The sequence below is a fragment of the Bradyrhizobium sp. CB3481 genome, from assembly GCF_029714305.1.
Lineage (GTDB): Bacteria > Pseudomonadota > Alphaproteobacteria > Rhizobiales > Xanthobacteraceae > Bradyrhizobium.
In genome coordinates, this window is the sequence record NZ_CP121647.1 from 7,630,186 (window position 1) to 7,643,257 (window position 13,072).

The 13,072-nt window shown below is 61.7% G+C and carries 11 protein-coding genes; 9 read left to right on the forward strand and 2 right to left on the reverse strand.

Annotated features, from left to right (window positions below; all coding sequences use genetic code 11):
- Window positions 1-16 precede the first annotated feature (16 nt).
- The gene (locus QA643_RS36800) at window positions 17-943 is read right to left on the reverse strand and encodes a Ku protein (RefSeq protein WP_283030601.1); all 927 of its coding nucleotides are present in this window, start codon (window positions 941-943) and stop codon (window positions 17-19) included.
- 178 nt (window positions 944-1,121) lie between these two features.
- Here QA643_RS36800 and QA643_RS36805 point away from each other — a divergent pair, with 178 nt between their 5' ends.
- From QA643_RS36805 to QA643_RS36845, 9 genes are all read left to right on the forward strand, one after another.
- A complete protein-coding gene (locus QA643_RS36805) occupies window positions 1,122-1,517 on the forward strand; it encodes a hypothetical protein (protein WP_283030603.1) in 396 nt (131 codons plus the stop codon).
- Window positions 1,518-1,534: 17 nt separating this feature from the next.
- Complete coding sequence (locus tag QA643_RS36810) at window positions 1,535-1,984, forward strand: hypothetical protein (RefSeq protein WP_283030605.1); 450 nt, start codon at window positions 1,535-1,537, stop codon at window positions 1,982-1,984.
- A 2-nt stretch (window positions 1,985-1,986) separates the two neighbouring features.
- Window positions 1,987-2,715: an SOS response-associated peptidase family protein gene (locus QA643_RS36815; protein ID WP_283035051.1), complete on the forward strand. Its 729-nt coding sequence runs from the start codon at window positions 1,987-1,989 to the stop codon at window positions 2,713-2,715.
- Between the two features lie 123 nt (window positions 2,716-2,838).
- Window positions 2,839-3,105, forward strand: a complete 267-nt coding sequence (locus QA643_RS36820) for a hypothetical protein (RefSeq protein WP_283030607.1) — start codon at window positions 2,839-2,841, stop codon at window positions 3,103-3,105.
- A gap of 48 nt (window positions 3,106-3,153) precedes the next feature.
- A complete protein-coding gene (gene dinB / locus QA643_RS36825) occupies window positions 3,154-4,257 on the forward strand; it encodes a DNA polymerase IV (RefSeq protein ID WP_283030610.1) in 1,104 nt (367 codons plus the stop codon).
- Between the two features lie 294 nt (window positions 4,258-4,551).
- Window positions 4,552-5,658, forward strand: coding sequence for an FAD-dependent oxidoreductase (locus QA643_RS36830; protein ID WP_283030612.1), 1,107 nt, complete (start codon window positions 4,552-4,554; stop codon window positions 5,656-5,658).
- 132 nt (window positions 5,659-5,790) lie between these two features.
- The gene (locus QA643_RS36835; RefSeq protein ID WP_283030614.1) at window positions 5,791-6,087 is read left to right on the forward strand and encodes a hypothetical protein; all 297 of its coding nucleotides are present in this window, start codon (window positions 5,791-5,793) and stop codon (window positions 6,085-6,087) included.
- A gap of 10 nt (window positions 6,088-6,097) precedes the next feature.
- Window positions 6,098-8,758, forward strand: a complete 2,661-nt coding sequence (locus QA643_RS36840) for a PD-(D/E)XK nuclease family protein (protein ID WP_283030615.1) — start codon at window positions 6,098-6,100, stop codon at window positions 8,756-8,758.
- Window positions 8,755-12,054, forward strand: a complete 3,300-nt coding sequence (locus QA643_RS36845) for a UvrD-helicase domain-containing protein (RefSeq protein ID WP_283030616.1) — start codon at window positions 8,755-8,757, stop codon at window positions 12,052-12,054. The genes QA643_RS36840 and QA643_RS36845 overlap by 4 nt, the downstream gene beginning before the upstream one ends.
- Window positions 12,055-12,334: 280 nt before the next feature.
- Here QA643_RS36845 and QA643_RS36850 read toward each other — a convergent pair whose 3' ends face one another.
- Entirely contained in the window at window positions 12,335-13,069 is a 735-nt protein-coding gene (locus QA643_RS36850) for a hypothetical protein (protein WP_283035110.1), read from the reverse strand.
- Between the last annotated feature and the right edge of the window lie 3 nt (window positions 13,070-13,072).

The following is a 13,072-nucleotide window of genomic DNA, read 5'->3' on the forward strand; positions in this document are numbered from 1 at the left end:
AGGACACGGAATCCAATCAGGCGGACTTGCGCTGCGGCCTGGCTGCCGGCTTCTTCGCCGCCGCTTCTTTCGGCTTTTTGCCGGCGATCGGCATCAGCATTTCCTTCTGTCCGGCTGCCGCCTTGCGCGGCTTTTTCACCGGCTTCTTCGTGGCCTTCGTTTCCGCCGCGGCCCCGCCAACGCTTCTTCGCAGCGCTTCCATCAGATCGACCACGTTCTCACCGCGCGGTCGCTCCCTTGGCGTGATCGGCTTGCCGGCACGCTTCTGATTGATGAGATCGATAAGAGCGGTTTCGTACTGATCCTCGAACTTGTCAGGTTCGAACCGACCTGATTTCTGGTTCACAATATGCCTGGCCAGGTCCAGCATGTCTTTCGTAACTTTGACGTCCTGGACATCGTCGAAATACTCCTGTTCAGAGCGCACTTCGTAGGGGTATCTCAACAAGGTGCCCAGCAGCCCTTTATCCAGCGGTTCGAGCGCGATGATGTGCTCGCGATTGGTTAACACCACACGGCCGATCGCGACCTTGTTCATCTCCCGGATGGTCTCGCGGATGACCGCGAAGGCCTCGTGACCAACCTTCCCATCCGGACGCAGATAGTAGGGACGGATCAGGTAACGTGGATCGATCTCGGACTTCTCGACGAACTCGTCGATCTCAATGGTGCGTGTGGACTCCAGCGCGACCTCTTCGAGCTCTTCCTTCGTCACCTCGATGAATTGGTCTTTCTCGAGCTGGTAGCCCTTGACGATGTCCTCGTTCGGCACCTCTTCACCGGTATCGGCGTCAACCTTGAGGTATTTGATGCGGTGGCCAGTCTGCCGATTAAGTTGGTTGAACGAGATTTTCTCGGACTCGGAGGTGGCTGGATACAGCGCGACCGGACAAGTGACGAGCGACAGACGCAGAAAGCCTTTCCAGTTGGCGCGGGGGGCCATGTACGCAGAACTCCGTTTTCAGTGCAGCTCGGATTCAAGACGATCGAAAGGGGCTGGTTCCGACACGCCGTCCTGTTTTGAGATGGCCAACTTGGACAGAGCGGATCGCAACCAAATATCCGTCCTGCCCTCTGTTGGTCGGACTCGACATTTGTTCTTGATATGTTCTAATCGTGCCATGAGTGATCGACCCGCGAGTTGGCGGATGCCTACCCCGAAACAAATGGAAAAGCTGGCCGCTTCGATTGAAGGTAAGGGGCGCCCTCTTGGACCCCAAGACGAGATGCCGGACGAATATTGGCATGCCGTCCTGAACGATGCCCAATTCGAAACGAGATCTTCGGAACGATCAAGCGCAGGGCAGCGCCTCGCCGAAATCCCGCAGCATGTCCTGCGAGTATCCTGTCGTCGGTGCGAGCGCATTGTCGAGATCCAGAAGGCCGATGCCATCCGCCTGTACGGCCAGCAAGCCAGCTGGAGGGAGGTCGGGCAACGACTGCTAAACAACACCTGCCAGAACCGCACCGGTCGCTATGAGGAAGACGGCTGCTGGCCGGCCTTCGAGCCCGTCTGAGCTCGGCGCCGTTCCGGATGGCTCCCAAGCATCACCCCACGCCTCTGTCTGGAGGAGATCGTAAGGCCTTAAAGAAGGAGCTTGGCAAGGCGCGAGCGATGACAGGCATTTTGGCCTCGCAATCGGACGAGCTGCGCGCCAAGGCGGACGCCCTGATACGCCAGGCCGATCGGCTCCTGGCTGAAAGCTGGAACGAGCGGATGTGGGCGGATGGAGAACCGATCGATCCCTCTCCGACCGTCGACCAGGCGATAAACGGCGGCTATCCTTGGCTTCAGATTGAGTGCTCGCGCTGCAAGGCGCCGAGCCAGATCGATCTCGCTGCCCTGCCCCATCCACCGACAACTTTCGTTCATGATCTCGCCGGCAGGCTGCGCTGCCAGAAATGCGCCAAGGCGGGCCGGCGCCCCTCGGCGACGCTGCTCCAATTAACTCAGCGGCCGCGCAACGTGGCTCCGGAGGACTGAACGTGTGCAATCTCTATTCGATGACCAAGAACGTTGACGCGATCCGTCGCCTCTTCAGCGCACTCAACAGTCGCGTTGGCAACTTGGCTTCAATGCCCGGCATCTTTCCGGATTACCCGGCGCCGATCGTTCGCAACGCGCCTGACGGTCGCGAGATTGTTATGGCTCGATGGGGCATGCCGTCCTCCCAGCAGGCGCTTTTGGACGCCACCAAGAAGCGAGCCCAGAGGCTCGAGGCTAAAGGTAAGCCGGTTGATTTCAAGGAATTGCTTCGGATGGAACCGGACAGCGGCACCACCAACATCCGAAACGTCGGCAGCGCGCATTGGAAGCGGTGGCTCGGGACCGAGCACCGTTGCCTGGTCCCCTTCACGTCGTTCAGCGAGTACGACACCATCGATGGCAAGAAGGTGCCGGTATGGTTCGCTCCGGACGAAAGCCGCCCACTGCTGGCGTTCGCGGGCCTCTGGACGAACTGGACCAGCGTCCGGAAGGCCAAGGAAGGCGAGGTCACGATCGACGTTTACGCCTTCCTGACCTGCAAACCGAATGCCGAGGTGGCACGCGTCCATCCGAAGGCGATGCCGGTGATCCTGACCACGACCGAAGAGTACGATGTCTGGCTGCGCGCGCCCTGGGACGAGGCCAAGGCGTTCCAACGGCCGCTGCCGGACGGGACGCTGAAGATCGTGGCGACCGGCGAAAAGGAAGATCCTGCGCTAGCCGCCTGACATCCACAGACGGACGGAACACGTGGAAAAGCGATAGGCTATGCAATTCGGAATCCCTGACCTGTGTTAGCAGCCCGGAACGGACGGCGAGGCGTGAGATTCGCCCGGTAGGAGCGATTTCGAATGCTGATGACGAAGGAGAGGCAACCAGCGATCCGGACGCTCCGCGGCTGGGCAATTTCGGTGCTCAGCGAGGCCGGCGCTATCAGTGAATGCGAGGAGCACGGGTGGATACAGGACCGCGCCGATCCGCATGCCCGCGACCGCGCGTTCCAGATCGCTCGGACGGATCCGCCGGCCGGCGTTTCATCTCAAGCGGCTGCCGTCGCGATCGCCGAGGTACTGGACTCGATCGGCGACACCTGCCCTGAATGCCCCTCCGCGGATTGACACTCACTTGGCCGCGACTTGGCTTGCGGCCCCCTGTACAATCCGCCCATGGTCCCTCCCGATCCGGAACACAGCGTTTCGACCGCGCCTCACCGCAAGATCATCCACATCGACATGGATGCCTTCTACGCGTCGGTCGAACAGCGCGATAATCCGGACCTGCGCGGCAAGCCGGTGGCAGTGGGCGGCTCGGCCGAGCGCGGCGTCGTCGCCGCCGCGAGCTACGAAGCCCGCCAATATGGCGTTCGCTCCGCCATGCCGTCGGTCACCGCGAAACGGCAATGTCCAGACCTGATCTTCGTCAAGCCACGCTTCGAAGTTTACAAGGCGGTCAGCCGGCAGATTCGCGAGATCTTCGCCGAGCACACGCCCATTATCGAGCCGCTTTCGCTCGACGAGGCCTACCTCGACGTCACCGAGAACCTGCAAGGCATCCTGCTGGCCAGAGACATCGCGTTAAAGATCCGAGAGAAGATCAAGGCTGAAACAGGCCTGAACGCCTCGGCGGGCATCTCTTACAACAAGTTCCTGGCGAAGCTCGCCTCCGATCACCGCAAACCCAACGGGCAGTACGTCATCTCGCCGGAGATGGGACCGGCCTTCGTCGAGAAGCTGCCGGTCGGGAAGTTTCACGGCATCGGGCCGGCAACCGCCGCCAAATTCAACGCCTTCGGAATTTGGACCGGCCTCGACATTCGCAACCAGTCCCTCGCCTTCCTGCAGGAGAACTTCGGCAAGTCCGGTACCTATTACTATTGGATTTCGCGCGGCATCGACGAGCGCCCTGTGCGGGCCAATCGTATCCGCAAATCGGTCGGTGCCGAGAACACGTTTTCTGCCGATCTCAGAGAATTCGACGCGATGGTGGCGGAGCTCCAACCTTTGATCGACAAAGTCTGGCGACATTGCGAGTCGCCGCGCGCCCGGGGGCGAACGGTGACACTTAAAGTGAAGTTCGCCGATTTTGAGATCATCACGCGCAGCCGATCGGTCTCTGCGGTCGTCGCGAACCGCGACGATCTCGCGCGTCTAGCGATCGGCCTACTCGAAGACGCCATGCCCCTTTCAAAAGCGGTGCGCCTCCTGGGAGTGTCGCTGTCTTCCCTGCAAGGCGAGGACGACACGGAGCCGCAACTGGATTTCGGGATTTGAACTGCAAAGCAGCGCGGAAACATTCATCTAGTTTACCGCGATGGCCATCGGTCAACTGGAGTGGTTAATCTCAAAATAGCCCCCTCTGCTTTCGTTGAATCTTGGTTCCAACTGTCGGAACTGCACGCCAGAGACGCCCGGATGTCGGCTCTTTCTGCGTGAGTATGGTCGTTCCGACGGCGGGCACGTCTGTCTCTAAAGCTACGTCGATAAGCTCTCGGAGACAAACGGACAGCCGACGCGTTAGCATCGCGGACCTCCTCGGTGTTTTGATAGCTTGCAAGCGGAGAGACTATGCGGGTTGTGATTTGCGGCGGCGGCGTAGTGGGCGCCTGCACAGCCTATTTCCTCAGCCGACGCGGCGCCCAGGTGATCGTGGTTGAGAGCACTGAGGTTGCCGCCGCAGCATCTGGAAAGGCCGGCGGATTTCTGGCACTCGACTGGTGTGCCGGCACGCCTTTAGACGCGCTGGCCAGACGCAGCTTCGAGCTGCACGCTACGTTGCCGCGGGAGGTCGCCGACGATTGGGGCTATCGTCCCATGACCGCTTACAGCGGCTTCGTCGCTTCCGAAGGCGACCCGCGTCGCCAGAAACCTTCGGAGCTCGATTGGCTCTCCAACGGCGTTGTTATTGCATCGCGGTTGAGCACCCCTGAGACGACGGCAATTGTTCATCCGCGCATGTTCACCTCCGCCATGATGCGCGCCGCCCAAGCCCGCGGCGCCGAACTGCGCCGCGGGCGCGCTACCGGCGTGGTGAGGCACACCCATGCCACCACTGTGCGGGGCGTCGAAGTTGACGGCGACGTCATTGAGGCAGACGCCATCGTCATTGCCATGGGACCGTGGTCATTGCTGGCGGCGGAATGGATGAGCTTGCCGGCCGTGTTCGGGCAACGTAGTCCGAGTCTTGTCTACGACACCGGCGCAGACGTTCCCCCGCACGCACTATTTCTGGACTATCACGACGAGAGCGGCGGCACGGTGAGCGTTGAGGTGTTTCCGCGCGCAGACGGCAGCACCCACATTACGGCTCTGTCTGACGTCGTCCCGCTGCCGATCGACCCCGCCGCGGTGAAGCCGGATTCAGAGGCGATCGGTCGCCTGCAGGCCATCGCCGAGCGCTTGTCGCCAGTCTTTCGGCCAGAAAGGATCCTCGCGCGACAAGCCTGTTTCCGTCCGGTCACGCAGGATGGCCTGGCGCTAATAGGCAAAGTCCCACGCACAGAGGGGCTTTATGTTGCGACCGGACACAATGTCTGGGGTATCCTAAACTCACCGGCGACAGGAGAAGCAATTGCCGAATTGATCGTTAACGGCGCAGCAGAAAGCGTCGACTTGGCGCCGTTCGACCCGATAAGACTGCCTGCGCTCGAACCTTCGCTGCTGCGTACGAGTTGAATTTCGGTAGGCGCGCCTGATTCGAAGGCGCCGAGGTGACGCCCAAGGCTTTCCGCCAGAAGTCAACCTGTGGCAATCTCACGGCTGGGCGCCGTTTCCTCTGAATAGTTACTGAGCCACGCGTCACTGCTGATGTCGGGCCTGGTCATCGACGGGCACGCATTGCGCGATCTCGGACTCGCAGATCAAGACGGCCACTTTCATTTCACGGCGTCGCAGATCGCGGCGATCCTGGAGAGGCTACCGCGCCGTTTCGTCTTCAAGGACTCTTCGTCGGGCTGGCAAGGATCAGCAGCCGAGCGTTACCTTGGCCGCAGCGCTCAGCGCGTCGTCAGGGAGGATCTCGCGTTTACCGGCCAGCTACCAGACACCGTGCCGACGTCTGGAGGGCTTGCCTTTGCCTCCGAATCCCTGAATTACCCAGCTTAGAGGTAGTGCCATGGCCGGAAAGAGCGCGCTGCAGGTACGAACCGTCATCGTGGAGGGCTCACTAGCCTCCCAGATGCGCCGCGCTGCTGCCGCGCGCGCGAACGAATGCGGGCTTCGAATTCTGGGCCTGCCGCAGCTCGCGGCAAGGCTTGCCGGCGCCTTCACCACGCCTGTGACGCCTGAGGTGTTGGACCCGGCAATCCGGCTCGCCCTGGACGAAGCCGGCTTCGTCGAGATCGAGCCCGTGCGCCGGCTTCCGGGAACGGCTCGGGCGTTCGCACGCTCTCTGCGCAGGCTTTGGGATGCCGATATCGATCTTGGAAGGATGGACGACAGCAACCGGATCCGCGAACTGAGGCTGGTCGAGGAGCGAGTCAAACGGCTGATGCCGAAGGCGGTGCTGACCACCCGAGATCTGCGGGACGCGGCGCTACAACGGATCCAGTACGCACCGAAGCTCGTAGGCGCCGTGCAGCTCGAGAGGATTTCCGTGGTTCAACCGGTCTGGCGCCCCCTGATTGAAGCTCTCGAGAAGGTCGTCGAGGTCGAATGGCTCGCGCCCCGCGGGGCCGAAACCGAATGGTTTTCCGGAACGGTCATCGCCCTGGCGACGCCGTCCCGCCCGGCGGAGCCGACGGCGGTCTCTTGCGCCGATCCTCGCCATGAGGTGGTCGAGACCTTGCGCTGGGCACGGCGCCTGATCGCATCCGGCGCCGCGAAGCCCCATGAAATCGCCATCGCAGCCCCGAGCACCGCTCCATGGGATGATCACTGGCTTGCGTTGGCCCCCGACGCGGATCTGCGGGTGCACTTTGCGCATGGCGTTCCGGCTCTCGCGACTGTCGAGGGCCAGCGCTGTGCTGCCCTCGCCGATCTGCTGCTGCGCGGGTTGAGCCAGAAGCGGGTGCGGCGACTCGTCTCGCTCAGCCGCGGTCAAGGTCTCGGACTGGACCAACTCCCGCATGGTTGGCTCGCTGCACTGCCTCGAGGCGCCGCCCTGTCCACCATGCGCGATTGGGAGCACGCAATTGCCGCCGCGATCATCAAGGACAGCTCGCTCGATCGAGCACGCACCGTCCTGCCGCTGCTCGGTACCCTGGCGAGAGGCCCTTCAGCTTCCGGGGAGGCGGCCGGCCTGTTCCTGCGCGGGCGCTCGCTTCAGATTTGGGAGGCCGCGACCCGGTCAGCGCCGCCCGATGCGCTCGAGCTATCCCTGAGAAATGTCCGGCTTCCGGCGGAGACCGATGCCGCAGACTCGATCGTCTGGTGCACCGCCCGAGATCTCGCAGCTGCACCCCGACCGCACGTCCGGCTGTTAGGTCTCACCAACAGGAGTTGGCCTAGAAACGCTGGCGATGACCCCATTTTGCCAAGCCACGTGCTTTCCCCGGACGAATTCGATTTCGATCCCGTAGGCCGAGCCGACCGCAGGCATTTTAGGATCATACTCGAAGGCGCCTCGGGCAGCGTCGTGTTGTCGCGCTCCCGTCGGAGCGGCCAGGGTAGCCGCTTAGGCCGAAGCCCGCTCCTGCAAGACCGCCCCGAGACGGCCCTTTCTCGCGCTCGCATTCCCGAACACGCGTTCAGCGCGGCGGATAGATTGATGGCCCGCCCCGCCGAAGCGGCGGGCGTGGCCAGGATCCGATCGGCCACTCACTGTTGGCGCAACTGGCACGGCGAACATCTTACGCCGCATGACGCGCAATTCGGTGCGGATCACCCCGTCGTGGTGGCGTCGATCGAGCGTGTGCAATCGGCGACTTCGTTGCGCCGGCTCCTGCAGGACCCATTGAGCTTCGTTTGGCGGTATGCACTCGGGTGGGATGCGCCGGAGGAACGAGAACAGCCGCTTTCCATTTCTGCGCTGGACTTCGGGAAGCTGGTTCACGAGCTTTTGCGCCGCGCAGTGGATACGCTTGAGCCCTATCCAGGTTATGCGAAGGCCTCGGACGGGGAAATAGAAGGCGCTCTCTCATATGCAGTCCAGATCGTTCGTGAGGCTTGGCCCCTCGAACGTCCGGTGCCTCCAAAACTTCTCTGGCGCAACACCGTCGATTACGCCGCCTCCTTGGCGCTGGTGGGACTATTGCGCAAGGAGATTTCGGAGCCAGGAACGCGCAGCTGGACCGAGGTGCCGTTTGGACAGCCTGCTGGGTTTGTTGCCGGACGTGAATTGCCTTGGGATCCTACGAAACCGGTCGTTGTTCCCAACACGCTCGTGCGATTGCGCGGCACGATCGATCGCTTGGACCTGCGACACGATCGCTCTGCGGCACGTGTAACGGATTACAAGACGGGCACACCGCCAAAGAACGTCGGGCGGATCATCATCGGTGGGGGCGCCGAATTGCAGCGTGTTCTCTATGCCCACGCCTGCCGCGAGTTGCTGGAAGGCGACCCGCAGATCGTCGCAAGGCTGCTGTACCTCGCCGGAGAACCCATGACCGCGAGGCTTCACGACCTGGATGGTGCTATCGATCAGATCAGCGCATTCATCAACGAAGCGACCGCCCTGCTCAGGAGAGGCGCCACAGTCCCCGGTCGTCTCGCATTCGAGCGCTCGAACGATCTGCGCTTGGCGCTGCCGGCCTCGCCAGGATACCAGCGACGTAAGCGTGTCGCGTACAGCGAAATAGAGGCAGGCATTTCACGGTTTTGGAGCGCGCCATGACTCTGATCGGTGACCGTGCCGAACGCTTCAGGGCGCTTACCGAACTTGATACGACATTTGTCGTCGAAGCCGCGGCCGGCACCGGCAAGACGTCCTTGCTCGCCGGACGCGTGGTCATGCTTCTGGCCCGCGGCACTAGTCCTAGGTCCATCGCGGCGATCACGTTCACCGAGCTCGCAGCCGGAGAATTGCGCCAGCGGATTGCTCAATATCTGGATTCTTTGATCGCCGGGATAGTCCCGGAGGAACTTCAACTCTGTCTACCGCACGGACCGAACGCGGAGCAGCAGACGGCGCTGCTCGCAGCTGCCGCAGAGCTGGATGAGCTGGTTTGCTCCACCATTCACGGCTTCTGTCACGACCTCCTCGCGACCTACTCGGTCGAGGCAGGCGTCGATCCCGGTGCGGAGATTCTCGATGGCAACCAGGCGGACTTCGCTTTCGATGGGATCTTCGACCAATGGTGGCGTGATCGTCTCGATGAACCGATCTCTGCCAATGATCCGATCGCCTCTGTTGCAAGGAGAGATCCGAGAGGTGCTGAAGCGCTGTTGCGGAGTTTCGCGAATTTCCGCAGGCGGTATCGCGCGGCTCGCCCGTTGCAACCGAATCTCGATCCGAGCGCCGACCTCGATTTCGTGGAGAGCGTGCGCGAATTCAGACGCTGGTGTGATCATGCCGGCGCACCACGCGATGCCGATCCGGAGCTAACGGCACTCGAAACCTTGGCTTCGCATTTTGAGGGACGCTTCGATCCCGTGCCCGATTTCGACGGGCTATGGTCCCTCGCGCATCCGGCCCCCCTGCCGATCATGCGCAAAGGCTCGTTCGACTTGCGTGAATATCGGCGGCGCTCGATGTGGCGAAAAGTGGCGGGCCGAGAGTTGGGCGACCGCCTTGCCGATCAAGCGGAGGAGCGCTACGCGCGCTGCCGCGAAGCTTACGGCGCGCTGATGGGCCGCGTCGCGACCGCAATCATCTCCACGTTCTCAGCCGAACTCGACGGCGTGTTGGCGAGCTATGACGCCTTCAAGAAGCGGGCGGCCGTGCTGGACTTCGACGACCTGCTGTTCACCTGCCGGGATGTCCTTCGCGCCTATCCGCAGGTCCGCGCGGCGGCAGCCGAGCGTTTTTCTCGCATACTCGTCGATGAATTTCAGGACACAGATCCGGTGCAGGCTGAGATCCTGTTTCTGCTGTGCGGCTCTGGAGATGATGGGGAGATCTGGTACCGGCGGCGATTGAAACCCGGTCAACTTTTCCTGGTCGGCGATCCCAAGCAGGCCATCTACCGGTTCCGCGGCGCCGATCTTGCCACATATCTCACCGTGCGGCGCGCGATCGAAGAGCAATTTCCCGATAGCGTCCTTCGCGTCACCTCGAATTTCCGCTCGCGTGGTCAGATCGTCGATCACGTCAACCGCTGCTTCGAAGAGAAACTTTCAGCCCAAGAAGCCGGCTATGTGGCCCTGCGAAGCACGCGCAGCGAGGCCCAGCACGGCTTTCCGTGCGTCGCGAAGATAAATATCCAGCTTCCACCCGACTCTCGGGTCGACAGCTCCCGAGACGAAGAGGCGTCGGTTGTCGCCGAGGTCTGCGCTCGTCTGATCGGTAACGTCGAGTTGAAGTTGAACAATGGCGAAACCCGGCGGCTGATGCCGGGCGACATTGCCCTGCTGGCCCCAGTTTCGACCGATCTCTGGCGATACGAAAGAGCGCTTGAAGAAGCAGGCCTGCCTTTCGCGTCCCAGGCGGGGAAGAACCTTTTCAGGCGTCAGGAGGCTCAGGATTTCGTCGCTCTCGTGCGCACGCTGGCCGATCCTCGTGACACGTTGGCTCTGGGGGCGCTGCTTCGTGGGCCGCTGGTTGGTCTCACCGAGCAGGAATTGTTGGACATCACGCAAGGCCTTCCCTCGCCGGACGGAGGCGATGGATTTGCCAGGCTTTCCCTCCGAACCGATCCCAGTCACATACAAAATGACGTCGCACGCGAAGTGCTCGGCGTCCTGCGGGACCTGCGCCGTCGTGTTCACAGCACAACACCAGCCCTTCTTCTGACGGAAGCCGTCGAACGGCTTCGTGCGCGTGCAATCGTGACGGCGCGGAGCGCCGACCAGGCCGCGCGATCGCTTGCCAATGTCGACGGGCTTCTTGAGCGATCCCGGAGTTATGGCGTGCGTGGCTTGGCCCAATTCGCGACCGATCTCGACGACGAATGGTCCAACGGGTCAGGTCATCCGGAAGGGATGCTCGAAGCCGACGGCCAATCGATTGAGATAGTGACGGTGCACAGTTCAAAGGGCCTGGAATGGCCCGTGGTGATCCCGATAAACCGCGCCTCCATGCCCCGACGGGCGGAGACTTTCGTTTATCGCCGCCGAGACGAGAGCCTGCATTGGGCCCTCGGCCAGGTGGTCCCGCCAAGTCTGGAAGATGCTCTGCGAGCCGAGAATATCGAAAAGCAGAACGAAAACCTGCGCCTGCTATACGTCGCGTGCACACGAGCAATGGAATTGCTGATCGTGCCCGACTTCACTTGGAGCAACGACGCATCCTGGGCGAAACTGCTCGATTTCAAATTGGACGAGGTGCCCGAACTGAACATTGCGCGCCTCCCACGCGCAACGGTCGCCGCGACGATTGGAATCCAAAATCAGCAGAGCGCTGAGGTGTTTGCAGCTGAGCAATCGATCCTGACGGAGGCCTCCCCGACCATTCGGTGGATCCGGCCGAGTGATGGCGATCCTGATGTGATTGCAGTCGCGCCTCCGACATCGTTGGCCGAGGAGGGACCGCTTCAGCCCTCTTCAGCCATTGAAGGGGGCCGCACGCGCGGCGTTATTTTGCACAAGCTTTTGGAAGAATTTCTGACTGGCGAATTGGAGGAACGCGTTGATGACGTGAAATCGAGAGCGGCCTTCCTACTCGAGCAACTGACCACGGAGGCGCTGGCCGCCGACGCACCGCGCATCGAGGAGTTGGCGGGCACGGCTTTGCGGACTCTTTCGCTCCCGGAACTGACGCCGTTTCGAGACCGGCTGGTAGCGGAGGTGCCGATCTACGGAGCAGCACCGACAAGCGTACAGGGACTCATCGTCGGCCGGGCGGATGCCGTCGCACGCACGGAGGATGGCAGCTTGGTCGTCTTCGACTGGAAGAGTGATGTTGCGCCGAGAGAGGCGGAACGTTCCGCCTATCGGCAACAACTGCGGCAGTATCTGCACGTGGTCGGCGCCCAACGAGGCGCCATCGTCTATATGACTTCTGGATACATCGATTGGACAGTAGCGTCCTGAAGGATTGGGCCCGGATTCTTACGGGGAATCTGGATCGCCAACCGGCGCTGAATTGCAGTAATCCAAATTACGGTATTACCTAGGGCTGACCGCTGCCGTTCCACTTCTTGCGGCTTTCCAACCGATATTCCTAGGTATAAGCGCACGAAAATGCTCGAAATGCGCGAGTAATCCCCTTATGGTCGCGCCAAAGGAGCATGGGGATATAGGGGGATTTTGTTGCTGATGGTTTCGCCCGACGAAGCTGCGGGGCTGCGCCACGCGGGGCACTCGTATTCTTCTATTCGACCGGTTGGGTACCTCCTGCAAGATCAGGCAATTCCCGATAGACGAAGCAACTCGCGGCCAGGCCACATCCGTGCGCCCTCGGTGCCGCCAGGTATATCGGCCGATCGCTAATTGCGCGGCTTTCCGAGGCATGACCATGTTGGACCGGACTGAAACTGAGGAAATGGTTACCGGTACTGTAAAAATTTCGTGCATCACGACGGATAACGTCAACGTTGCGTTCTATCAGAACGCTGTTCCGATCATCCGGGACCTCGCAATCGAAAATACTCTGGGCGCCGATGTTACGGGAATTTCGGTCCACCTGACATCGGAGCCGCCATTCGTCTCGCCGGGAGTTTGGCGCATCGAGCGCATCGCGGACCAAGCAGTTCACCACATTCGCAGTCTCGATCTGAAGCTTGATCCCGCCTTTCTCGCTGGCATCAATGCCTCGCGGCGCGGCGAACTGCGTATACGGGTCGAAGCTGACGGAATGGTGCTCGCCGAGCAGGCCGTCGAGATCAACCTGTTGCCGCCCTCCCATTGGGGTGGCGTCAGTTCGGCGCCGGAGTTGCTGGCAGCCTTCGTCAGGCCGACAGATCCCAGCATCGACGTCATCCTGCGGGAAGCTTCCGACAAACTTGCCGCCGCCGGTCGCGACGAGGCCATGGACGGTTACCGCAAACGCACCAAGGCCCGCGCCTGGGAGATCTCTGAAGCGATCTGGGCAGCGCTTGTGGCTCATTCG